The following is a 20982-nucleotide window of genomic DNA, read 5'->3' as shown; positions in this document are numbered from 1 at the left end:
CGGCGGGGCCGAAGCCGCCTATTCCGCCGCCGGTTCCTCGGCCGCAGCGGCGGCCTTGCCGCCCTCCAGGCCCAGCTCCTGGATCTTGCGGGTGATGGTGTTGCGGCCGATGCCCAGGGCCTGGGCCGCCTCGATGCGGCGGCCGCCGGTGTGGGCCAGAGCACGGGAGATGAGAATGCGCTCGAAGGTGTCGGAGAGCTTGCCGTGGATGTCCGGCACGCCCCGGGCCAGGAGCCGGTCAGCCTCGGCCGCCAGGGCTTCCTCCCAGCCGCCGATGACGCCGGCGCCGCTGGCGGGGGAGGTTTCCCGCAGTTCCGGCGGCAGGTCCCCCACTTCCACCAGCTGGCCGGGAGCCATGACGGTGAGCCAATGGCAGAGGTTTTCCAGCTGCCGCACGTTGCCCTGGAAGTCGAGGGAAACGAGGAACTTCACCGCCCCGTCGGACAGGCGCTTGGGCTCCACCCCCAGCTCCTGGGCGCTCTTGGCCAGGAAGTGGCGGGCCAGCAGGGGAATGTCCTCACGCCGCTCGCGCAGGGCCGGCAGGCGGATACGGATGACGTTGAGGCGGTGGAACAGATCCTCCCGGAAGAGGCCGTCCTTGACCCGGGTTTCCAGGTTCTGGTGGGTGGCGGCGATGACCCGCACATTGGCCTTCAGCGGCTGATGGCCGCCGACCCGGTAGTAGTGGCCGTCGGAGAGCACCCGCAGCAGGCGGGTCTGCAGTTCCGAAGGCATGTCGCCGATTTCGTCGAGGAACAGGGTGCCGCCCTCGGCCTGCTCAAAGCGGCCCCGGCGCTGGGTGGCGGCGCCGGTGAAGGCGCCCCGCTCGTGGCCGAACAGTTCGGATTCGAGCAGGTCCTTGGGAATGGCCGCGGTGTTGATGGCGATGAAGGGCTTGTCCGCCCGGGGGCTGTGGCGATGCAGGGCCCGAGCCACCAGCTCCTTGCCGGAACCGGATTCGCCGGTGATGAGCACGGTGGCGTGGCTCATGGCCAGACGGCCGATGGCGCGGAAGACTTCCTGCATGGCCGGAGCCTGACCGAGAATCTCCGGACTGATGCTGGTTTCCTCGACCGCACCATCCTGGTGCATCGATTCATCCAGGGCCCGGCGGATCAGTTCCAGGGCCTGGTCCACGTCGAAGGGTTTGGGCAGGTATTCGAAGGCCCCGCCCTGGAAGGCGGCGACGGCGCTCTCCAGGTCCGAGTAGGCGGTCATGATGATGACCGGCAGGGAGGGGATGTGGGACTTCACGTGCTGCAGCAGCTCCAGACCTGACTGGCCGGGCATGCGGATGTCCGAAAGCAGGACCTGGGGCACCTCTCCGGCATCCAGGGCGGCCAGGGCATCCACGGCGGAGGCGAAGCTCTTGTGGGCGATCTGTTCCCGGGCCAGGGCCTTTTCCAGGACCCAGCGGATGGAGCGGTCATCGTCGACAATCCAGACGGGTTTCATTGTGATCCCTTATTCGTTTTGCGCTGTGGCGAAATGGTCCACAGCACCGAGCAATTACTTTGCCAGCTTGGCGCCGGCCTCAGGCGTGTTCCAGGGGCAGGCGCACGATGAAGCAGGTGCGGCCCGGGCGGCTCTCGCATTCCACCGTGCCCTGGTGCTGCTGCACGAAGCTCTGGGCCAGGGTCAGACCCAGGCCGGAACCACCGTCCCGGCCGGAGACCAGGGGGTAGAACATGCGCTCCCGGATGTCTTCGGGAATACCGGGGCCGTTGTCGATCACCTGCAGCTCCAGGGCCAGGCGGAAGCGCTTCTTGGCCAGGGTCACCTGGCGCACGGCCCGGGTGCGCAGGACGATCTCACCCTTGCCGTCCATGGCCTGGGCGGCGTTTCGGGCGATGTTGAGGATGGCCTGGATCAGCTGCTCCCGGTCGCCGATGAGGTCCGGCAGGCTGGTGTCGTAGTCGCGGCGGATCTTCAGCTGGCCGGGGAATTCGGCCAACAGCAGGCTGCGCACCCGTTCCAGGATTTCGTGGATGTTCACCGGCCCGGGCTGCATCGGCCGATGGGGCGAAAGCAGGCGCTGCATCAGGTCCTGCAGGCGGTCCGCTTCCTTGATGATGACCTGGGTGTATTCCCGCAGGCTGGGGTTGTTCAGTTCGAATTCCAGCAACTGGGCGGCGCCCCGGATGCCGCCGAGGGGATTCTTGATCTCGTGGGCCAGGTTGCGGATCAGTTCCCGGCTGGCCTGTTGCTGCTGCAGCAGGCGCTCTTCCCGGGAGGCGCGGATCTGCTGGTCGATGGGGCGCAGCTCCAGCAGCAGACGGGCCTCCGGGGCATCCACCGGCGTCACGGTGCAGTTGATCTGCAGCACCTCGTCGTCTTCGCGGCGAATCTCGATGTTGTGGCCGGTATAGCTCCAGTCGTTGTCCAGAGCGCTGTCCAGGGCCTTCTGCAGGCCGGCCGAGGCCTGGATGATGTCCAGCAGGGAGCGTCCCACCACCACCCGGCCGCTGGTGGCCAGCAGGTTCTCCGCCGCCGGGTTCATGTGGCGGATGACAAGGCCGTCACCCAGAAGGATGACGGCAGACGAAAGCAGGTCGAGGCCGCTGAAGGGGCCGGGATTCAGATTAGGCATGGCTGGTTGGATAGCAGGAAGCGTACCAGCCGCGGCGCTCAACGCAGATTGCCGATTTCCTTGCGGATGGCTTCGATGTTGCGCTCATGCAGTTGCACCTTGTCCTTGTAGGGCTGCACCCGCTCGGCCACCTTGGCGCCGTTGATGCCGCCGCCGACGTTGCGGTCGGTCGGCTGGATGTTGGCCTCCTGATTGGCCAGCTCCTTCTTGGCGGCCTCCAGGTTCTTCTGCTCGGCCGCCAGTTCCTGTTCCAGGATGGTGCGGCGGTCGTTGTCCCGGCTGCGCTGGGTTTCGCTGCCCACCTTGGGGAAATCCGAAGGCGAAGGCGTGCTGACCTTGGCCGGGGCCCGGCTGCCGCCGCTGGGAGCCGAGTTGGTGGGATCGGTGATGATGCGCTTGCAGCCCTTGCCGGGGGCATTGGCATAGGTGATGTGACCGGCGTCGTCGGTACATTTGAAGATGTCGGCCCGGACCGGGCCGACAAACCCCAGGGCCAGCAGGCTGGCCAGCAGGGAGGCACGGGAAAGCTTGGTATTCATTGCCGCTCCTTGAGTTCGGGGCAAGTGTATTGGATCGATAGGGCTTTTACAAATGCCTTTGCCATTGCTCCGGGCAAGCCCGGACACGGCGTCGGAGGCCACGCTCGGCGGCCTCGGGAGCAAAAAAAAGGGACGGCCGCGGCCGTCCCCTTTCTCGGTACTGCAGCCGCTTAGCAGCTGTAGTACAGGTCGAATTCCACCGGGTGGGTGGTCATGCGCAGCTTGTTCACTTCTTCCATCTTCAGGTCGATGAAGGAATCGATCCAGTCGTTGGAGAAGACGCCGCCGCGGGTCAGGAACTCGCGGTCCTTGTCCAGGTTGGCCAGGGCTTCGTCCAGGCTGGCGCAAACGGTCGGGATCTTGGCATCTTCTTCGGGCGGCAGGTCGTACAGATTCTTGTCGGCAGCGTCGCCGGGGTGAATCTTGTTCTGGATGCCGTCCAGGCCAGCCATCAGCAGTGCAGCGAAGCACAGGTAGGGGTTGGCGATGGGATCGGGGAAGCGGGTTTCGATACGGCGGGCCTTGGTGGATTGCACGAAGGGCACGCGGATGGAAGCGGAACGGTTCTTGGCGGAGTAGGCCAGCTTCACCGGAGCTTCGTAGTGGGGCACCAGACGCTTGTAGGAATTGGTACCGGGGTTGGTGATGGCGTTCAGGGCCTTGGCGTGCTTGATGATACCGCCGATGTAGTACAGGGCGGTTTCGGACAGGCCGGCGTAGCCGTTGCCGGCGAACAGGTTCTGGCCATCCTTCCAGATGGACTGGTGCACGTGCATGCCGGAACCGTTGTCGCCAACGATGGGCTTGGGCATGAAGGTGGCGGTCTTGCCGTACTGGTGAGCCACGTTGTGCACGATGTACTTCAGAATCTGGGTCTGGTCGGCGCGACGCACCAGGGTGTTGAAGACGGTGCCGATTTCGTTCTGGCCGGCGGTGGCGACTTCGTGGTGGTGCACTTCGACGGGCACGCCGCAGGCTTCCAGCAGCAGGCACATCTGGGCGCGCATGTCGTTGAAGGAATCAACGGGGGGCACGGGGAAGTAGCCGCCCTTGACCATGGGACGGTGGCCGGCGTTGCCGCCATCGAACTTCTCGGCGGTGGACCAGGCAGCCTCTTCGGAGAAGATCTTCACGTAGGTGCCGGACATGTCGGTCTTCCACTCCACGGAGTCGAAGATGAAGAATTCGGGTTCCGGACCGAAGAAGGCGGTGTCGCCGATGCCGGAGGACTTCAGGTAGGCTTCAGCGCGCTTGGCAATGGAGCGGGGGTCGCGGTCGTAGCCTTTGCCGTCGGCCGGTTCCACCACGTCACAGGTCAGGATCAGGGTGGTTTCGTCGAAGAAGGGGTCGATGTAGGCGGTGTTGGGGTCCGGCATCAGCAGCATGTCGGAGGCCTGGATACCCTTCCAGCCAGCGATGGAGGAACCGTCGAAAGCGTGGCCGGATTCGAACTTGTCTTCGTCGAAGGCGCTGACGGGCACGCCCACGTGTTGCTCTTTACCGCGGGTGTCGGTGAAACGGAAATCGACGAACTTGACGTCGTTTTCCTTGACCATCTTCATGATGTCTTGGGGGGTAGCCATACGCTAAGTCTCCTAACTGAACAGGTACCGGCCGGACCGGCAAAATCAAATAATTCGGTGCGCGACTTTCATAGCAGGTTCCATGCCAGCACTTCGCGCCGAGTAGGCCATTGTGCCATAAGCAAACTTCCCGACCGGGACTTTTTTGACGCACGCAAACGGTGCATTTTACAGGCTAACGCACCATTCTGGTGCGTTAGTGTATGTCGGCGCCCCAAAGCTGCTCGTCCCCCTCGCGACAACTCCGGCGCCAGGAAACCTGGACGGCTCCGCCGGCAGCGGCATCTGACTTATACTTTTCCCATCAACCAGCAGAAGGACAAGCGCCATGGGCAAGATTTCCGACATTCTGACCCTGGCCCAGGAACGGGCCCGGCAACTGGGCCTGCCCTATGGCGGCGCCCTGACGCCCCGGGAGGCCTACGAACTGCTGCAGTCCGCGCCGGGAGCCAAGCTGGTGGATGTGCGCACCCACGCCGAGTGGGACTGGGTCGGCCGCATTCCCGGTGCCGTGGAAATCGAATGGATGCAGTATCCCGGCAACCAGCCCAATCCCCACTTCGCCGCCCAACTGGTGCATCAGGTGGATAAAGAGGCCCTGGTAATGTTCATCTGCCGCAGCGGCGCCCGCTCCCACAAGGCCGCCGAAACGGCGGTGCAGGCCGGTTACACCGAGGTGTACAACGTCCTCGAAGGCTTCGAGGGCGACAAGGATGCCAACGGCCAGCGCAACAAGGTGGGCGGCTGGCGCCATGCCGGCCTGCCCTGGCAGCAGGGCTGAGGATCAGCCGAGCAGGTCCTTCAGCCCGGTGTAGATGGACAGCACCGTGGTGCCGATGGCCACCAGGGAGCTGGAAACCTCGTTGATGCGGGACACCGCCTTCTGCAGCTTTTCCATGCTGGGCGGGCCGCTCACCAGGCGCCGCGCCAGGGCCATCTTCCAGCCGCCCTGCCCTGCCGCCGACTCCGCCGCCAAGTCCGCCGGCAGCGCGGAGACACGGCGGGCCAGCAGGCGCCCCAGCAGCATGCCGGTGAGGTAGCTGAAACCGATGCTGGCGGCGTACTCGGCGAATTCACGCCACTCCACCCGCCCCTGGGGCAGCCAGGGCACCCCATCCACGTAGGCCACCAGACCACTCATGCCGAGCACCGCCAGGGCCGCCATGGCAAAGGCGGCAGCACCGGCATGCCAGAGGGACCGCGGCCCCCGTTGCAGCAGCAGAAAACCGAAGGGCAGGGGAATGAGCAGGGAAACGACGCGCAGATATAGCGTGTCGAGATCGAAGGCCAGCACGATGAGGCCGTGGGCCAGCAGCAACAATAGCAGGGGCAGCCCCCAGTACAGCAGCCAGCTGCCCCGCCCGCAGCCGGAACCGCCGGTCGCCGCGCCGGGCATGGTCCCGGGCGGGCTGCCGGCTTCCAGCAGGCGAATCCGCTCCTGCAGGGCCGACAGTTCCGGTACCGCCTCGCGGCTCTCCTGCAACTGGGCCTCCAGGTCCGCAATGCGGGCCAGGAGCGGCTTGAACAGGTAGAGGTCGCGGCGGCAGACGGGACACACCAGGGCCTCCCGGGAAATGTCGGAGGTGCAGTAGGGGCACTTCATGGGATCACTTCACCACATTGAGCTGCAGCACGGTGGAGGACTGACGCCCCTCGCTGTCCTGCACGGTGACGCGGATCTGGTGCTCCCCCGGCGGCACTTCGGCGCCCGCCAGCTCGATACCGCCCGCACTCAGACCGGCCTTGACCCGGGGCAGCAGGTCCACCGGGGTCGCCTTCAGGTAGGTGACGGAGACGCTGGCCGGATCGATCCGGGCACCACCACGGGGTTCGAAACTGACCTTCAGGTTGAAGGGGGATTTGACCGCACCAGCGGCCGGGTCGGGGGAAAGCATCTTCACCCCCGGGCCCCGGGTGATGCCGCGGGTGACCAGCCCCCCCGCCGCTGCCGGCAGGCGGGCTTCCTCATCCTTGATCAGGGTCACTGCCGCGGCCGGGCCGCTGAGCAGGCCGAGCAGGGCCATCGTCGCAAAAACACTCGTCACTCGCTGCATCGTCGCTCTCCTCTCAATCGCCCACCACCACGAAGGGGGCCCAAAACAGGGGATGGGCATAGCTGAACGCAGCCTTGCCCGTTTTCACATCCACGCTGCCCGGCCCGGACAGCAGGGCCAGCATGGACTGGCGCAGGGCCTCGGCCTTGGCCAGCCCCGGCGTCTGCACCTGGCGGCGGAACAGGTCCGTCATGATGAGACGGGCCGCCACGGTTTCCACCGGCCAGTTGGAGACCAGCAGGGCCCGGGCGCCGGCGTAGAAAAAGGCCCGCCCCAGGCCTGACACAGCCTCGGCGCCGCTGCCCTCCCCCGCTGCCGTATTGCAGGCGGAGAGTACCACCCAATCCGCATTCAGCTTCAGGCCGAGAATCTCGTCCAGGGTCAGCAGGCCGTCGCCCTTGCCGCCGCTGAGCTGGGGAGCCGTGAGGGCCAGGGCAGGCTGGATCAGGCCGTCCAGGTCCCCGGGCACCAGGCCGTGGGTGGCGAACATCACCACCCGCCGGTTGCTCAGGTCCGTCTCCAGGACGGAGCGTTCGCTGGCCCGGGTCTGCAGGTAGATGTCGTCATCCCGCTCGGCCCCCAGGACCCGGGCGATTTCCCGGATTTCGCTGCCCGTGTCGGGCAGGCGCGGCAGCAGGGCCAGCTCGGCCGAATCGACGCCGCCGGTGCGGGGCACGCTGCGCAGGTGCAGGGGCGCCCCCCGGGTGGCCATGCCCTTGGGCGGCAGCGCCGCCAGCCGGGCCTGCTCCTCGCTGAACAGGGGATCGCCGAAACCGATGAAGGGGCGACGCCCGAAATCCCCCGGCTTGAGGGCCCGCAGGCTGCCCAGGGCCGTCACCGAGGGCAGCTGGGCGATGGCGACGCTGCGGGCCAGCCAGGGCACCTCCTTGTAGGCGGCGAAAGGCAGCGGGCTGCGCCCCGGCGCCGGCACCGCTTCCGTCACCAGGACGGACAGGGGCAGCTGGCCCAGCTCGGCGTGGGGCACCGCCAGCAGGACCCGGGCGCCCTGCCAGGCCGGCAGCACGGGCTGCAGCAGTTGCACGTAGAGATCGTGGGCGGCGGCCACGTCGAAGGGGGGGATTTCCTCGATGCTGGTCACCCCCGGGTCCAGGGCGCGGCGCAGGCCGGCCACGGCCGCCGCCAGCCGGGCCCGGGACAGGGCGACGGGCGCCGAGCGGGCCTGGCCCTGGGCCGGTACCGCCCATACCTGGCCGCCCTCCTCACCGAAGTACCAGGCCACCAGCACCTCCCCCGGGTGCAGCCGACGCCGCGCCTCCTCCAGGGTCACCGGCCGGGGATCCACCAGCTGGGCGTAATCGGGGAAACGGCGGGCGATGTCCTTACGATAGCTTTCCCGTTGCTGGCGCAGGGCATCCACATCGCTGCGGATCTTCTGCTGCACCTGGGGCAGCTGCTGGTCCGCGGCAGCCGACAGCAGCTGGGTCAGCAGGGTGTTGAGGGAATTGATGCGGCGCTGGGCATCCTGTTCCTTGCGCGCCAGCTCGGCCAGGGCCGGATCGTCGATGCGGGCCCGGGCGGCACTGGCGGTAAGGGCCCGCTGTACGCTGCTGGAACGGGCGATGTCGGCCAGGCGGAAGGACTCGGCCACCACATCGAAGCCCTTGGGCAGGACCGGGCTGGAGGCGTCCAGGCGACCCAGCAGCTGCAGGTAGCTTTCCAGGATCAGCAGCAGGCGCTGCTGGCGTTTGCGGCTGCCGGTTTCCGCCTCGGCATCGTTGCGGGCCTGGTCCAGCAGGATCGGCACCGCCTGGGCAAAGGCCTGGAAGGCCTCCTCGGGGCGGCCGGCGGCGCCCAGGGTCATGGCCAGGAAGCCCCGTACTTCGGCACTGCGGGCGCTGCCGTCTCCGTAGCGCTGGCGGGCCCAGTCGTACATGGCCCGGGCCATCTGCTCGGCCCGCGTCACATTGCCGGTACGCAGCAGGGCCAGCACCCAATCCAGGTCGGCGGCACCGGTCTTGGCCAGCAGCTCGGGGGAAGCGGCGATGCCGGCCCGCAGCTCCTCGAATACCTGGAGGGCCTCGCCGTAACGGCGCTGGGCCACCAGCGCCGCCGCCAGGGCGCGGCGGGCATCCGAAAGCAGGCGGGATTCGGGCACGGCGCCGGCCTCGAGGAAAGTGTCCAGGGCCGCCCGGGCCAGCAGGGAGGACTCCTCCAGGCGCCCCTCCTCGGCCAGGATGGAGGCCAGGATGCGCAGGCCCTGGCCCACATCGATCGAATCCCGGCCGCCCCGCTCCAGGGAGTGGCGGATGGCCTGGCGGGCATAGATCTCGGCCTCCGCCGTCTTGCCCTGGGCCAGCAGGGTGGCCGCCAGGCTCCGTTCCAGCACCTCGGTGAAACGGCGGCTGCCATCCACGCTGCCGCCGTCGATGTTCCGCTCCTGCAGCCGGGGCAGCAGCGCCAGGTAGGCGTCGTTCTCCCGCAGGGCGCGGCGGTAGGCCGCTTCAGCTTCGATGAAGCGGCCCTCGACACGGAACAGCTCACCCCGGGCCCGCTCGTAGTTGGCCACCCAGGAATGGCCAAAGTTGTCCCAGTTGCGGCTCTGCTTCATGCGGGTCAGGATGGCCTCCAGGTCCCGCAGCCGGGCCCGGGCGCTGTCGAAATCGCCGATCAGGGTGTACTGGTAGGCGGCCAGCTGGTTGGTCCCCGTCAGCTGGCCCTGGGAATTGGCCGGAGTGGCGCGGATGGCCTCCTCGGCATAACGCACGGCCGCCAGCAGGTTGCCGCCGGAGGTTTCGGCGGAGGCCAGTTCCCGCAGGGCGCGGGAATAGCGGGCCGAACCGGCTTCGCCCAGGAGCCGGGCCTGGCCCAGGTCGGCGATCTGCTGCCGGACCCGACCGATGCGGCCGGCAGCCCGGGCCCGTTCCAGATAAAACTCGAACAGCACATTGCGGTCCGAGGTATCGGGTACCGGCTTTTCGGCTGCGGCGACGGCTTCGGCCGCCGCCTTGGGGTCCGGCTTGTACTGGGCCAGCAGGCGGGTTACGTCCTGGATGGTGCGGGGCGGCGGCGCCAGCAGCAGCTCCTCCGGCTCCGGCAACGCTTCCTCGCCGAACACCGGTGCAGCCCCCCCCGCCAGCAGCAGGCAAAGCAGCGAAAGGGGCCGGCCCCAGCGATGATAGAATTTCCGCTTTCCCAACATTGCTCCTCGCCCCCGGGCTCCCATTCCGTACGGGAACATACTAGCAAATGCAAGCCACCATTCAATTCGACCGTTTCAACCAGATGGCCGACGCCGACTGCCAGGAGCGCATCCGCGCCGCCCGGGCCAAGCTGGGCAAGAAGGCCGTCCTGCTCTGCCACCACTACCAGCGGGCCGACGTGTACCAGCACGCCGACCTCACCGGCGACTCCCTCAAGCTGTCCCGCCTGGCCTCCCAGACCGACGCCGAATACATCGTCTTCTGCGGCGTGCATTTCATGGCCGAGGTGGCGGACATCATGTCCAAGCCGGAGCAGATCGCCATCCTGCCGGACCTGGCGGCCGGCTGTTCCATGGCCGACATGGCCAACCTGGCCAAGGTGGAGCGCTGCTGGCGCGAACTGAACGAAGTGCTGGGCAATGCGGAAAGCCTGGTGACCCCGGTCACCTACATCAACTCCGCCGCCGACCTGAAAGCCTTCTGCGGCGAACGGGGCGGCATCGTGTGCACCTCCTCCAATGCCGGCACCATCGCCAAGTGGGCCTTCGCCCAGCGGGAAAAGGTGCTGTTCTTCCCCGACCAGCACCTGGGTCGCTGGACCGGCCACAACATGGACATCCCCATGGAGCAGATGGTGGTGTGGGACCCGGACCAGGAATACGGCGGCCTCACCCCCCAGCAGATCAAGGAGGCCAAGATCCTGCTGTGGAAGGGCCACTGTTCGGTGCACCAGATGTTCCAGCCGGCCCACATCCAGCGCTTCCGCCAGGAGCATCCGGACGGCCTGGTGATCTCCCACCCGGAATGCTGCTTCGACGTCTGCAAGGCGTCCGACTACGTGGGCTCCACCGAACACATCGTCAAGACCATCAAGGAAGCCGCCCCCAACACCCGCTGGCTGGTGGGCACCGAGCTCAACCTGGTGAACCGCCTGGCCGAGGAAGTGAAGGCGGAAGGCAAGATCGTCCAGTTCATGGCCCCCACGGTGTGCATGTGTTCCACCATGCAGCGCATCGACCCCCAGCACCTGGCCTGGACCCTGGAAAACCTGGCCGAGGGCAACGTGGTGAACCGCATCAGCGTACCAGCCCACGAAGCCCCCATGGCCAAGCTGGCCCTGGACCGGATGCTGGCCATTTCTTGAACACGGCGCAACAGAGAAGAAAGGGGCCGTCATGGCCCCTTTTTTTCGCCCCGGCGGAGCCCCTTTCCGCTGTGATACGCTTCAAGCATGAGCCGCCCGACCCTGCATATCACCACCTACAACATCCACAAGGGCTTTTCCCAGTTCAACCGCCGCATGATGGTGCATGAGCTGCGGGAACGCCTGCGGGCCCTGGGTCCGGACCTGGTCTTCCTGCAGGAGGTGCAGGGGCTGCACCTGGGCCATGCGGAACAGCACGAGCACTGGCCGGAGGAACCCCAGCACGAATTCCTCGCCGAGGACGTGTGGCCCGACGCCGCCTACGGCCGCAACATGGTCTATGACCACGGCCACCACGGCAACGCCATCCTCTCCCGCTTTCCCATCCTCTCCAGCCACAACCAGGACGTCACCCATCTGCGCTTCGAGCGCCGCGGCCTGCTCCATTGCGAAGTCCAGGTGCCGGGCTGGGAGCGCCACCTGCATTGCGTCTGCGTGCACCTGTCCCTGATCGGCCGCAGCCGGCGGCGGCAGATGGACGCCCTGGCCCAGCGCCTGGAGGGTCTGGTGCCCGAGGATGCGCCCCTCATCATCGCCGGCGATTTCAACGACTGGCGCAACCGGGCCGACGGCCTGCTGGCCGAGCGCCTGGGCCTGACCGAGGTCTTCCACGGCGCCCGGGGCCGTCCGGTGCGCAGCTATCCGGCCGGCCTGCCTTTGTTCCGCCTGGACCGCATCTACGCCCGGGGCTTTGCCGTCAGCGCCACCCAGGTCCATTTCGGCCGTCCCTGGTCGCGCATCTCGGACCACGCGGCCCTCTCCGCCCACCTCACCCCCGTCTAGGCACCATGGACGCGGCCTACCTGCCAGGCAACCGGGTCACCCTGCTCAACAGCGGCGACGAGTTCTTCCCCGCCCTGCTGGCCGCCATCGACGGGGCGGAGCGGGAGGTGCATCTGGAGACCTACATCTTCGAGGCCGACGAGACCGGCCAGGCTGTCGCCTCCGCCCTCTGCCGGGCCGCCCGGCGCGGCCTCAAGGTGCGGGTCCTGGCCGACGGCTTCGGCGCCCGGGACTTTCCCCGGACCCTGATGCCGGCCCTGGTGGCCGATGGCGTGCAGGTCCTCATCTACCGCCCGGAACTGCCCGACCTGGGCCTGCGACGGCATCGCCTGCGCCGCCTGCACCGCAAGATCACCGTGGTGGACGGCCGCCTGGCCTTCGTCGGCGGCATCAACATCATCGACGACCGCAACACGCCGCACCAGATTCCGCCCCGCTTCGATTACGCCGTCTGCGTCGAGGGCCCGTTGCTGGAACCGATCCAGCGCTCGGTGCGGCATGTCTGGGAAATCGTCGTCTGGGCCAGTTTCCGCCACCGCTTCCGCCTGCCGCCGCCGGCCCCGGCCTGTTGCCAGCCGGTGGGCAACCAGACGGCCGCCTTCGTGGTGCGGGACAACATCCGCCACCGGCGCGACATCGAGGATGCCTACCTGCAGGCCATCGCCTCAGCCCGGGAGGAAGTGATCCTGGCCAACGCCTATTTCCTGCCGGGGCGCCGTTTCAAGGAAGCCCTGCGGGAAGCCGCCGCCCGGGGCGTGCGCGTCACCATCCTGCTGCAGGGGCGGGTGGAATACCGGCTGCTGCACTACGCCAGCCAGGCCCTCTACGGCAGCCTGCTGGAGGCCGGCATCCGCATCGTCGAATACCACCGCAGCTTCCTCCACGCCAAGGTGGCGGTGGTGGACCGGGACTGGGCCACCGTGGGCTCCAGCAACATCGATCCCTTCTCCCTGCTGCTGGCCCGGGAGGCCAATGTGGTGGTGCGGGACGCCACCTTCACCGCCCAGCTGCGGAGCAGCCTGCAGCAGGCCATGGCCGAGGGCGGACGGGAGCTGCTGCCGGGACGCTGGCGCCGCATTCCCTGGCATTCCCGCTGGCTGCGGCGCCTGGCCTATTCCCTGGTGCGGCTGATGATCGGACTGGCGGGCTACGGCGCCAGGCACTGAGGGCCTGGGAGCCAGCAGGCAAGCCCTATTCCAGGCTGACGGCCCGGCAACGGGGAACCAGCGCCAGGTTCCAGTGGGCCACTGCCCAGGCCCATACCTCGTCCCGGCTGGCGGCACGCAGGGCCGGAGGCGGCCGCTGGCCAAGGAACTCCAGGGCATCCACCAGGGCCGGCACCGGCCGGTCATCGTCCAGGGCCAGCGCCCGGGTCTGTTTGGACAGCTTTTCGCCCCGGGCATTGGTGGCCAGGGGCAGATGCACGTAGGCCGGCGTCGGCACGCCCAGGCACTGCTGCAGCCAGATCTGCCGCGGCGTCGAATCCAGCAGGTCGGCCCCGCGCACCACATGGGTGACGCCCTGGAAGGCATCGTCCACCACCACCGCCAGCTGGTAGGCGTACTGGCCGTCGGCCCGCAGCAGGACGATGTCCCCCACGTCCCGCTCCAGGTTGTGCCCCACCCGGCCCAGCAGGCCGTCCTCGAAGCTAACCTCCCGGTCCGGCAGACGCAGGCGCCAGGCCCGGGGCGACTGCCCGGGTTGCAAACCGCTGCGGCAGGTGCCGGCATAGCGGGGGGCGCCGTCAATGGAGCGGCCGCCGTGGCCCTCGGCGATCTCCTTGCGCGAACAGGCGCAGGGATAGGCCAGCCCCGCCGCCTGCAGGCGGGCCAGGGCGGCAGCATAGGCCTCGTGGCGCTGGCTCTGCCACAGCACCGGGCCATCCCAGACGAAGCCGTAGGCTTCCAGGCTGCGCAGGATGGCATCCGCCGCGCCCGGCACCGTGCGCGGCCCATCCACATCCTCCATGCGCACCAGCCACTCGCCCTGGCGGCAACGGGCCTCCAGGCAACTGCCGAGGGCAGCCACCAGGGAACCGAAATGCAGGGGGCCGGAGGGCGAGGGGGCAAAGCGGCCGCGATAGGCGGAAGGGGAGCGGGTCATGGGTCGGAGTTTACCGGATCGGCACCAAGAAAAAGCCGGCCCGCTCTGACGAGGGGGCCGGCCGGCATGGGGCGGAAGGAAATCAGACGTTGAACAGGAAGTTCATCACGTCGCCGTCCTGCACCACGTATTCCTTGCCTTCGGAGCGCATCTTGCCGGCTTCCTTGGCGCCCTGCTCGCCCTTGAAGGCGATGAAGTCGGCGTAGGCGATGGTCTGGGCCCGGATGAAGCCCTTCTCGAAGTCGGTGTGGATGACGCCGGCGGCCTGGGGGGCAGTGTCGCCCTTGTGGATGGTCCAGGCGCGTACTTCCTTGACCCCGGCGGTGAAGTAGGTCTGCAGGCCGAGCAGGTCGTAGCCGGCGCGGATGAGACGGTTGAGGCCCGGCTCCTCCAGACCCAGGTCGGCCAGGAAGGCCTGCTTGTCCTCGTCTTCCAGATCCGCCAGTTCTTCCTCGATCTTGGCGCACACGGCCACCACGGGAGCGCCTTCCTTGGCGGCATGTTCGCGCAGGCGGTCCAGGTGGGGATTGTTCTCGAAACCGTCTTCCATGACGTTGCCCACGTACATGGCGGGCTTCACGGTGAGCAGACAGAGGGGCTTGACGATGAGCTTGTCGTCGTCGGACAGGCCGGCGGTGCGGGCGGGCTTGCCTTCGTTGAGGTGGGGCAGCAGCTTTTCCAGCACGGCCACCAGCTTCTGGGCTTCCTTGTCGCCGGACTTGGCCTTCTTGCCGTCCCGGGCGATGGTGCGCTCCACCACGGCCAGGTCGGCCAGGGCCAGCTCGGTGATGATGGTCTCGATGTCGGCGATGGGATCCACCTTGCCGGAGACGTGCACCACATTGGGGTCGTCGAAACAGCGCACCACGTTCACGATGGCATCGGTTTCCCGGATGTTGGCCAGGAACTGGTTGCCCAGGCCTTCGCCCTTGGAGGCGCCGGCCACCAGGCCGGCAATGTCCACGAACTCGACGATGGCCGGCTGCATGCGCTGGGGTTTGACGATCTCGGCCAGGGCCGCCATGCGGGGATCGGGCACTTCAACGATGCCCACATTGGGCTCGATGGTGCAGAAGGGGTAGTTGGCCGCTTCGATGCCCGCCTTGGTCAGGGCATTGAAGAGGGTGGATTTGCCGACGTTGGGCAGACCAACGATGCCGCATTTCAAGCTCATGGTGTTTTCCTTGCTAAACGGTTTTGCCGTGTAACTGTTGTTGGGCGGCGGCGAAATCGCCGGCGGCGATGCGGGGCCAGGCCAGCAGGCAGCGGTCGATGGCCTTGTCGATTTCCGTCTGCTCCTCGGCCCGGGGGCGATGCAGGACGAAATCGACGACTTCCTGCTTCAGGTTGAGGCTGCGGGGGTGGCCGATCCCCAGGCGCAGGCGCCAGAAGTTGGGACTGCCGAGCTGGGCCTGGATGTCCTTGAGGCCGTTGTGGCCGCCGTTGCCGCCGCCCTGCTTGAGGCGGATGGCACCGGGCATCAGGTCCAGTTCGTCATGCACCACCAGCACCTCTTCCGGTTCGATCTTGTAGAAGCGGGCCAGGGCCGCCACCGCATGGCCGGAACGGTTCATGAAGGTGGTTGGCTGCAGCAGCCAGGTATCACCGGCCCGGGCGGCCAGGCCGAGGAACTTGCTCTGGGGCGCCAGGCTGACCTTGAGGTCCCGGGCCAGGCGGTCCACCAGCCAGAAGCCCGCATTGTGCCGGGTATCTTCGTATTCCGCGCCGGGGTTGCCCAGGCCAACGATGAGACGGGGAGCGTTCACTGGAAAGACTCAAAAAATAAAGCCGCCGCGAGGGCTGAGCCCGGCGGCGGCTTCTTGCACGGTCAGACCGGAAGATTAAGCAGCAGGAGCCGCTTCTTCGGCTGCGGCAGCGCCGCGCACGGTCATGATGGTGGCGACCACGGGGTTGTCCTGGCCGTGCTGCACCAGAGCCACGCCCTTGGGCAGCTTGACGTCGGCGATGTGGATGGAGTGGCCGGCAGCCAGGTCCTTCAGGTCCACTTCGATGAACTCGGGCAGGTCGGCAGCCAGGCAGGTCACTTCCACTTCGTTCAGCACGTGGGAGACGATGCCGCCGCCCAGCTTGACGCCGGGAGCGATGTCAGCGTTCACGAAGTGCAGGGGCACCTTGGTGTGCAGCTTCTGGTTGGGATCGACGCGCTGGAAGTCCACGTGCAGCACGATGGCCTTGTAGGGGTGAGCCTGGTAGTCGCGCAGCAGAACGGATTCCTTCTTGCCGTCGATGTTCAGGTTGATCAGGGAAGAGTGGAAGGCTTCCTTGCGCAGAGCCAGGTAGATTGCGTTGTGGTCCACCTCGATGGAGATGGGGGCAGCGGTACCACCGTAGACGATGCCCGGGACCTTGCCGGCACGACGCAGGCGGCGGCTCGCTCCGGTGCCCTGGTCGTTGCGCTTATCGGCGTTGAATTCAAAGATCATGATGACTCCAAAGTAAAGACCCCGACCGCGACCAGCCGGGGGGTTGAGAAAACTTATTCGATGAACAGGGAGGACACGGAGTCCTCGTTGCTGATGCGCCGGATGGTCTCGGCCAGCAGTTCGGCCACGGACAGCTGGCGGATGCGGGAACAGGCCATGGCATCGTCGCGCAGCGGAATGGTGTCGGTCACCACCAGTTCGTCCAGGTCGGAGGAATTGACCCGCTCCACGGCGGCGCCGGACAGCACCGGGTGGGTGCAGTAGGCCACCACCTTCTGGGCGCCGTTGGCCTTGAGGGCGGAGGCGGCCTTGCACAGGGTGCCGGCGGTGTCGACGATGTCGTCCATGATGATGCAGGTGCGGCCGTCCACTTCGCCGATGATGTTCATCACCTCGGAGACGTTGGCCTTGGGGCGACGCTTGTCGATGATGGCCAGGTCGCACTCCAGGCGCTTGGCCAGGGAACGGGCGCGGACCACGCCGCCGTGGTCGGGGGAGACCACCAGCAGGTTTTCGTGGTTCTGCTTCTGGATGTCTTCCAGCAGGATCGGCAGGGCGTAGACGTTATCCACCGGGATATCGAAGAAGCCCTGGATCTGCTCGGCATGCAGGTCCATGGTGAGGACCCGGTCCACGCCGGCGGCGGTCAGCAGGTCGGCCACCAGCTTGGCGGCGATGGGCACCCGGGAAGAACGGGAGCGGCGATCCTGGCGGGCGTAGCCGAAATAGGGGATGGCGGCGGTGATGCGACCGGCGGAGGCGCGCTTCAGCGCATCCACCATCACCAGCAGTTCCATCAGGGTATCGTTGGAGGGGGCGCAGGTGGACTGCAGGATGAAGACGTCGTGACCACGCACGTGCTCTTCGATTTCCACGCTCACTTCCCCGTCGGAGAAGCGGCCTACGCTGGCACGTCCCAGGGGACGGCGGCCCAGGCGGGAAACCACGTCGGCAGCCAACTTGGGATTAGCGTTGCCGGTAAAGACCATCAGGCTATTGAAAGCCATAGGGGCGCCCCCAGAAATGCAATACGGGCAGGTATGTACCTGCCCGTTGTCTCGGAATTATTGGCTGGGGAGGAAGGATTCGAACCTTCGCATGCCGGAATCAAAATCCGGTGCCTTAACCAACTTGGCGACTCCCCAGTAACCGGTTTGGCGCTGCCGGACATCAGAACTGCTGCCGCCAGCGACTGGAAATCTGTGCCTGTCCCGCAACCTGCGTTGCGCTGCGTGACTAGCGAGGCGCGGATATTACACAAAAAATTTCGGGCGGGCAAATCTTTTGCCAAAAAACTTCGCCACCCACCCGGCCACCCTAGGGCAACAGTCCGTACAGGGGGTGGCTGTCCAGCCCTGGCGCCACCCAGCCCCGCATGTCGGGCGGCAGCTGGGCCAGGGCCGCCTCGGCCCCGGCCTGCTCCGGGAATTCGGCAAAGACGCAGGCCCCGGAGCCGCTCATGCGGGCCCGGCCGAAATGCTGCAGCCATGCCAGGTGCCGCGCCACCTCGGGAAAGCGGGCGCAGGCCACCGGCTCCAGGTCGTTGCCGCCCAGGCCGGGCCGCCAATCGGCCGCCGCCATGACCGGCGTGTCCCGCTTCAGCTCGGGAGCCCGGAAGATGTCCACGGTGGGCACCGCCACCGGCGGCTGCAGCACCAGATACCAGGCCGGCGCCGCCGGCACGGCCTGCAGCGCCTCGCCCACGCCCTCGGCGAAGGCGGTGCGGCCGAAGATGAAGACCGGCACATCGGCCCCCAGGGTCAGGCCCAGGGCCTGCAACCGTTCCCGGGACAGGCCCAGTTGCCACAGGTGGTTGAGGGCCAGCAGCACGGTGGCGGCGTCGGAACTGCCGCCGCCCAGGCCGCCGCCCATGGGCAGCCGCTTCTCCAGGCGGATATCCGCCCCCCGGGTGCAGTTAGCCGCCTGCTGCAGGAGACGGGCGGCCCGCACGGTCAGGTCGCTCTCCTCCGGCACCCCGGGCAGGGGATTGAGCAGGCGCACCTGGCCGTCCTCCCGGGGCGCGAAGTGCAGGGTGTCGCCGTAATCGACGAAACGGAACAGGGTCTGCAGCAGGTGATAGCCGTCGGCGCGGCAGCCCACCACGTGCAGGAAGAGATTGAGCTTGGCTGGCGCCGGGTAGGCGCTGTCCCAGGTCCAGGCCGGGTTCATTGGGCGCTCCAGTCGTCGATGCGCAACTTCAGCTCCAGGGCTTCGCCCCGGCGGGCCGTCAGCCGCACCGGCAGGGCCTGGGGACTGGGGTTGTCGCCATAGTCGTAGTCGATGCTCCAGCCGGCTTCCTGCAGGCGCAGCAGGCGGCCGGCGCCGTCGCGCTCCGCCGCCCCTGCCGGGGTGGCACGGGCCAGCAGCCACTCGCCCATGCCGGCCACCGGCAGGGGATAGCCCAGCACGTCGGCCACCAGCTGGTCCGCATCGGCAGCCTGGAATTCCTTCTGGTCGGCCGTCACCAGACGGGCAACGCCGGGACGGCGGCTGATCTCCGCCGCGCCCTGGCCGAAGGGATTCATGAGGAAGATGTCGTCGCCTTCAGGGGCATGGCGCCAGGCGATCTTGCCGGAGTAGCTGGCCTGTTCGTAGCGCAGGGAAAAACGCCCCTCGATCTGGAAGGACTGCAAGGTTTCCCGCGCCACGGCGGGCACGGCATAGCGCTCCGGCACGGTGCTGCAGGCGGCGAGCAGGGCCAGGAGCGCTCCGGCGCCTAAACGGAGAAGTGCGGCGACCACGGATCAGGGCTGGAATTTCTTGACGGCGGCAGCCAGGGCTTCGTTGTCCGGGTCCTTCCTGGCGGCTTCGCGCAGCACGCGGCGGGCCTCGTCCTGGCGCCCCAGACCCCACAGCACCTCGCCCATGTGGGCGGCGATCTCCGGGTCCTGGCGCAGGCCGTAGGCCTTCTGCAGCTGGATCAGGGCGCCGGCCAGGTCGCCCTGGCGATAGAGCACCCAGCCCATGCTGTCGATGATGAAGGCGTCGTCCGGCAGCAGGGCCAGGGCCCGGGCCACCAGTTCCCGGGCTTCGTCCAGGCGCATGTTGCGCTCGGCGAAGGTGTAGCCCAGGGCGTTGTAGGCATGGGCGTTTTCAGGTTGCAGGGCGATCACCTGGCGCAGGCGCTCTTCCACCAGGGCCACCTTGTCGAGACGGTCGGCCACCAGGGCCGAGTCGTAGAGCAGCTCCGCATTGCCCGGATTGCTCTTGAGCAGGCGTTCCAGCACCTCCAGGGCCTCGGCGTAACGCTTGGCGTCGCGCAGCAGCTGGGCTTCGGACTGGCCCAGGGCAACCCGCTCGGTGGGATGCATGGTGGCGGTCTGCTGCAGCACCTGCCGCGCCTCGTCCAGCTTGCCGGCCCGGGCCAGCAGCATGGCCTGGCGGTTGCGGGCATTGAGGAAGGGCTCGCTGAGGCCGACCTGGCCGTAGTAGTCGATGGCAGCCGCCTCGTTCTTGCGCGCCTCCATGACCTGGCCCAGGTAGTAATTGACCAGGTTGCGGTCGCCGAACTCCAGCTCCAGCAGGTGCTTGAGCTGGGTCTCGGCGGTGTCCAGGTCGTTCTGCTGCAGGGCCAGGATGGCCACCGGATAGACCACTTCGACGCTGTTGGGGAAGTCCCGCAGCAGGCGGCGGAACTCGGCGCTGGCATCGCTGAAGCGCTTGTCGCCCACATAGGCGCGGGCCAGGTGCAGGCGCACGTCCTTGGCGTTGGGATGGCGGCTCAGATAACGCTCCAGCAGGGGCACCACCTTGGCCGGCGCTTCGGCGGAGACGATCTGGGCCTCCAGCAGCACCGGCATTTCCCATTCGGGACGCAGCTCCTGGGCCCGGCGCACCGACTCCTGGGCCAGAGGGCGGTCGCCTGCGGCCAGGGCGGCCTGGGCCACGGCAAAGTGGGCCTCGGCCACGCCCTGGTAGGGCTGGGTGACACGCTGCACCAGACGCAGCACGGCGCTCTTGTCCGGCTGGCGGACCAGCATGCGGTTGAGGCGGCTGAGGTTGTCGCCCAGGTTGTCCTTGTCCTGCTCCAGCAGCTTGCTCAGGTGGGGCACCAGGTCGTCCAGGCGGTTGAGGACGATCAGCACCCCCACCAGGGTCTGGCGGGCCGTCACCGACTCGGGTTCCGTTTCCACCCACAGCTGGGCCAGTTCATGTGCCAGGTCCATGCGCCGGGCAAAGCCCGCCACCTCGATGGCCCGAGCCAGCACCTGGGGGTCCCGGCTGCGCAGGGCCAGTTCCGCGTACACGGACAGGGCCAGGTCGCCGTAGCCCCGGCGCAGGGCGATTTCCGCCAGCAGCACCTGGTACGCCACCTGGCCGGCCGGAAGCTCGGCGGCAGAGGTGGGCACGGCCGCCGGAGCCCGGGGCGCCCGCTCGGCCTTGGCCGCCCGGGATTTGGCCACGGGGGCGGGGGCGGCATCGGCGGCAAGGGCACCATTGGCGGCCAGGGCGGCGACCAGGACAGCGAGGGGGATCATTTTCATGGCAGTGTCAGTCACCGGGGAGGAGACCGCGTTAGAA

General features: G+C 67.6%; 19 protein-coding genes and 1 tRNA gene. 4 read left to right on the top strand and 16 right to left on the bottom strand.

Features of this window, described 5'->3' with window-relative positions; all coding sequences use genetic code 11:
- Positions 1-18 precede the first annotated feature (18 nt).
- From ntrC to glnA, 4 genes are all read right to left on the bottom strand, one after another.
- Complete coding sequence (ntrC, locus tag AC3QLZ_RS12205) at positions 19-1455, bottom strand: nitrogen regulation protein NR(I) (protein WP_014236154.1); 1437 nt, start codon at positions 1453-1455, stop codon at positions 19-21.
- A 79-nt stretch (positions 1456-1534) separates the two neighbouring features.
- Positions 1535-2590, bottom strand: coding sequence for a nitrogen regulation protein NR(II) (gene glnL / locus AC3QLZ_RS12200; protein ID WP_014236153.1), 1056 nt, complete (start codon positions 2588-2590; stop codon positions 1535-1537).
- Between the two features lie 38 nt (positions 2591-2628).
- Positions 2629-3129: a DUF4124 domain-containing protein gene (locus tag AC3QLZ_RS12195; RefSeq protein WP_014236152.1), complete on the bottom strand. Its 501-nt coding sequence runs from the start codon at positions 3127-3129 to the stop codon at positions 2629-2631.
- 170 nt (positions 3130-3299) lie between these two features.
- The gene (glnA, locus tag AC3QLZ_RS12190; protein WP_014236151.1) at positions 3300-4712 is read right to left on the bottom strand and encodes a glutamate--ammonia ligase; all 1413 of its coding nucleotides are present in this window, start codon (positions 4710-4712) and stop codon (positions 3300-3302) included.
- Positions 4713-5040: 328 nt separating this feature from the next.
- On the opposite strand from glnA, the gene AC3QLZ_RS12185 reads away from it, so the two are divergent.
- The gene (locus tag AC3QLZ_RS12185; RefSeq protein ID WP_014236150.1) at positions 5041-5493 is read left to right on the top strand and encodes a rhodanese-like domain-containing protein; all 453 of its coding nucleotides are present in this window, start codon (positions 5041-5043) and stop codon (positions 5491-5493) included.
- A gap of 3 nt (positions 5494-5496) precedes the next feature.
- Here AC3QLZ_RS12185 and AC3QLZ_RS12180 read toward each other — a convergent pair whose 3' ends face one another.
- Genes AC3QLZ_RS12180 through AC3QLZ_RS12170 form a run of 3 tightly spaced genes read right to left on the bottom strand, consistent with a single transcriptional unit; the run spans position 5497 to position 9923 of the window.
- On the bottom strand, positions 5497-6315 hold the full coding sequence (locus tag AC3QLZ_RS12180; protein WP_014236149.1) for a hypothetical protein: 819 nt from the start codon (positions 6313-6315) through the stop codon (positions 5497-5499).
- A 4-nt stretch (positions 6316-6319) separates the two neighbouring features.
- The gene (locus AC3QLZ_RS12175; protein ID WP_014236148.1) at positions 6320-6766 is read right to left on the bottom strand and encodes a hypothetical protein; all 447 of its coding nucleotides are present in this window, start codon (positions 6764-6766) and stop codon (positions 6320-6322) included.
- Between the two features lie 13 nt (positions 6767-6779).
- The gene (locus AC3QLZ_RS12170; protein ID WP_157870584.1) at positions 6780-9923 is read right to left on the bottom strand and encodes a CHAT domain-containing protein; all 3144 of its coding nucleotides are present in this window, start codon (positions 9921-9923) and stop codon (positions 6780-6782) included.
- 50 nt (positions 9924-9973) lie between these two features.
- Between AC3QLZ_RS12170 and nadA the strand changes: the two genes are divergently transcribed.
- The 3 genes from nadA to clsB all read left to right on the top strand — a co-directional run bounded on the left by nadA (position 9974) and on the right by clsB (position 13080).
- Positions 9974-11071, top strand: coding sequence for a quinolinate synthase NadA (gene nadA / locus AC3QLZ_RS12165; RefSeq protein ID WP_014236146.1), 1098 nt, complete (start codon positions 9974-9976; stop codon positions 11069-11071).
- Between the two features lie 87 nt (positions 11072-11158).
- Complete coding sequence (locus AC3QLZ_RS12160) at positions 11159-11914, top strand: endonuclease/exonuclease/phosphatase family protein (protein ID WP_014236145.1); 756 nt, start codon at positions 11159-11161, stop codon at positions 11912-11914.
- A 5-nt stretch (positions 11915-11919) separates the two neighbouring features.
- Entirely contained in the window at positions 11920-13080 is a 1161-nt protein-coding gene (gene clsB, locus AC3QLZ_RS12155; protein ID WP_014236144.1) for a cardiolipin synthase ClsB, read from the top strand.
- A gap of 25 nt (positions 13081-13105) precedes the next feature.
- Here clsB and gluQRS read toward each other — a convergent pair whose 3' ends face one another.
- The 9 genes from gluQRS to AC3QLZ_RS12110 all read right to left on the bottom strand — a co-directional run bounded on the left by gluQRS (position 13106) and on the right by AC3QLZ_RS12110 (position 20945).
- Entirely contained in the window at positions 13106-14017 is a 912-nt protein-coding gene (gene gluQRS / locus AC3QLZ_RS12150) for a tRNA glutamyl-Q(34) synthetase GluQRS (RefSeq protein WP_014236143.1), read from the bottom strand.
- Between the two features lie 82 nt (positions 14018-14099).
- Entirely contained in the window at positions 14100-15191 is a 1092-nt protein-coding gene (ychF, locus tag AC3QLZ_RS12145; protein ID WP_014236142.1) for a redox-regulated ATPase YchF, read from the bottom strand.
- Between the two features lie 13 nt (positions 15192-15204).
- Positions 15205-15783 (bottom strand): aminoacyl-tRNA hydrolase, encoded by a 579-nt coding sequence (gene pth, locus AC3QLZ_RS12140; RefSeq protein WP_014236141.1) that lies wholly within the window; start codon positions 15781-15783, stop codon positions 15205-15207.
- Between the two features lie 75 nt (positions 15784-15858).
- The gene (locus tag AC3QLZ_RS12135) at positions 15859-16461 is read right to left on the bottom strand and encodes a 50S ribosomal protein L25/general stress protein Ctc (protein WP_014236140.1); all 603 of its coding nucleotides are present in this window, start codon (positions 16459-16461) and stop codon (positions 15859-15861) included.
- Positions 16462-16514: 53 nt separating this feature from the next.
- Complete coding sequence (locus tag AC3QLZ_RS12130) at positions 16515-17468, bottom strand: ribose-phosphate pyrophosphokinase (protein ID WP_014236139.1); 954 nt, start codon at positions 17466-17468, stop codon at positions 16515-16517.
- Between the two features lie 61 nt (positions 17469-17529).
- Positions 17530-17606, bottom strand: a tRNA-Gln gene (locus tag AC3QLZ_RS12125).
- A 172-nt stretch (positions 17607-17778) separates the two neighbouring features.
- Positions 17779-18630, bottom strand: a complete 852-nt coding sequence (gene ispE / locus AC3QLZ_RS12120; protein WP_014236138.1) for a 4-(cytidine 5'-diphospho)-2-C-methyl-D-erythritol kinase — start codon at positions 18628-18630, stop codon at positions 17779-17781.
- Complete coding sequence (lolB, locus tag AC3QLZ_RS12115; RefSeq protein WP_014236137.1) at positions 18627-19202, bottom strand: lipoprotein insertase outer membrane protein LolB; 576 nt, start codon at positions 19200-19202, stop codon at positions 18627-18629. Before lolB ends, ispE begins: the two co-directional genes overlap by 4 nt.
- Before the next feature lie 3 nt (positions 19203-19205).
- On the bottom strand, positions 19206-20945 hold the full coding sequence (locus tag AC3QLZ_RS12110) for a tetratricopeptide repeat protein (protein WP_014236136.1): 1740 nt from the start codon (positions 20943-20945) through the stop codon (positions 19206-19208).
- Between the last annotated feature and the right edge of the window lie 37 nt (positions 20946-20982).

This window comes from Azospira sp. MPR-LB4 (genome assembly GCF_058809525.1).
This window is presented reverse-complemented; position numbering and strand designations above follow the sequence as displayed.

What these genes read in the sequence shown, in the direction of transcription:
- ntrC (WP_014236154.1), bottom strand. Translation starts at nt 1,455, where the DNA reads ATGAAACCCGTCTGGATTGTCGACGATGACCGCTCCATCCGCTGGGTC.
- glnL (WP_014236153.1), bottom strand. Translation starts at nt 2,590, where the DNA reads ATGCCTAATCTGAATCCCGGCCCCTTCAGCGGCCTCGACCTGCTTTCG.
- AC3QLZ_RS12195 (WP_014236152.1), bottom strand. Translation starts at nt 3,129, where the DNA reads ATGAATACCAAGCTTTCCCGTGCCTCCCTGCTGGCCAGCCTGCTGGCC.
- glnA (WP_014236151.1), bottom strand. Translation starts at nt 4,712, where the DNA reads ATGGCTACCCCCCAAGACATCATGAAGATGGTCAAGGAAAACGACGTC.
- AC3QLZ_RS12185 (WP_014236150.1), top strand. Translation starts at nt 5,041, where the DNA reads ATGGGCAAGATTTCCGACATTCTGACCCTGGCCCAGGAACGGGCCCGG.
- AC3QLZ_RS12180 (WP_014236149.1), bottom strand. Translation starts at nt 6,315, where the DNA reads ATGAAGTGCCCCTACTGCACCTCCGACATTTCCCGGGAGGCCCTGGTG.
- AC3QLZ_RS12175 (WP_014236148.1), bottom strand. Translation starts at nt 6,766, where the DNA reads ATGCAGCGAGTGACGAGTGTTTTTGCGACGATGGCCCTGCTCGGCCTG.
- nadA (WP_014236146.1), top strand. Translation starts at nt 9,974, where the DNA reads ATGCAAGCCACCATTCAATTCGACCGTTTCAACCAGATGGCCGACGCC.
- AC3QLZ_RS12160 (WP_014236145.1), top strand. Translation starts at nt 11,159, where the DNA reads ATGAGCCGCCCGACCCTGCATATCACCACCTACAACATCCACAAGGGC.
- clsB (WP_014236144.1), top strand. Translation starts at nt 11,920, where the DNA reads ATGGACGCGGCCTACCTGCCAGGCAACCGGGTCACCCTGCTCAACAGC.
- gluQRS (WP_014236143.1), bottom strand. Translation starts at nt 14,017, where the DNA reads ATGACCCGCTCCCCTTCCGCCTATCGCGGCCGCTTTGCCCCCTCGCCC.
- ychF (WP_014236142.1), bottom strand. Translation starts at nt 15,191, where the DNA reads ATGAGCTTGAAATGCGGCATCGTTGGTCTGCCCAACGTCGGCAAATCC.
- AC3QLZ_RS12135 (WP_014236140.1), bottom strand. Translation starts at nt 16,461, where the DNA reads ATGATCTTTGAATTCAACGCCGATAAGCGCAACGACCAGGGCACCGGA.
- AC3QLZ_RS12130 (WP_014236139.1), bottom strand. Translation starts at nt 17,468, where the DNA reads ATGGCTTTCAATAGCCTGATGGTCTTTACCGGCAACGCTAATCCCAAG.
- ispE (WP_014236138.1), bottom strand. Translation starts at nt 18,630, where the DNA reads ATGAACCCGGCCTGGACCTGGGACAGCGCCTACCCGGCGCCAGCCAAG.
- AC3QLZ_RS12110 (WP_014236136.1), bottom strand. Translation starts at nt 20,945, where the DNA reads ATGAAAATGATCCCCCTCGCTGTCCTGGTCGCCGCCCTGGCCGCCAAT.